At 73.8% G+C, this 755-nt stretch carries 2 protein-coding genes; both read left to right on the top strand.

Features of this window, described 5'->3' with window-relative positions; translation table 11 throughout:
* Positions 1–285: hypothetical protein (locus tag HWD93_RS18180; RefSeq protein WP_261647569.1), on the top strand; the 285-nt coding region annotated here is incomplete at its 5' end.
* 9 nt (positions 286–294) lie between these two features.
* A partial coding sequence (locus HWD93_RS18175; protein WP_261647568.1) for a DUF6286 domain-containing protein occupies positions 295–755 on the top strand: 461 nt, incomplete at its 3' end.

Genomic DNA, 755 nt, shown 5'->3' with positions numbered 1-755 from the left:
GTCGAGATCACCGCTCGCGCACTGACCTCGCTGGCGCGGGCCGTCGCAGCCGAACGGCTCGGCGCCCCCGCCAAGCGGGTGCGCGTCGGTCTCGGCGACACCGCCGGCGCGCTCGCGCTCGACATCACCGGCCCCATCGCCGCGGGCGACGACATCGTCACCCGCACCGCCCGGGTCGCGGACGAGGTCAAGGGCCGTGTCGGGGAACTCACCGGCCGCCGCGTCGGTAGTGCCCACATCGAACTCACCGGGATCGTGCGCGAGCACCAGTCCCGGATCGCCTAGGAGGCCATCATGAGCAACGGTTCCGTCGAACGACGCATCCGTCGCCGGAGCGTGCACCGCTCCCGCTCGACCGCCGTGGCGGTGTCGCTCGTGGTGCTCGCCCTGGTCGCTGCGTGGATCGGCGCCGAAGCGGTCCTCGCCGCCATCGGCCGGCCCCCGCTGCTCGCCGACCCGCAGACCGTCGTCGACGCTGCGCTCCGCCCGGACGCCGCGTTCGTCACGATCGCGGAGGTCATCGCCGTGGTCCTTCTGGTCCTCGGCGTGGTCCTGATCGTCCTGGCCCTGAAGCCCGGCCGGCAGCACCGCTCCGTCATCGACCACGACCGCGGTGCCGTCGTCATCGACACCCGCATCCTCGCCTCCACCGCCGCGAACGCCGCCGGGATGGCTGCGGGTGTCCCGGAGGGCAACGCCTCCGCGACCGCCCGCGGACGCTCCACCACGGTCCGTGTGGTGCCCGTCAGCGGGAT

It is taken from the genome of Curtobacterium sp. C2H10 (assembly GCF_025407985.1).
Lineage (GTDB): Bacteria > Actinomycetota > Actinomycetes > Actinomycetales > Microbacteriaceae > Curtobacterium.
Note: the sequence above shows the minus strand (reverse complement) of the source record. Positions and strands in the feature narration are given on the sequence as shown.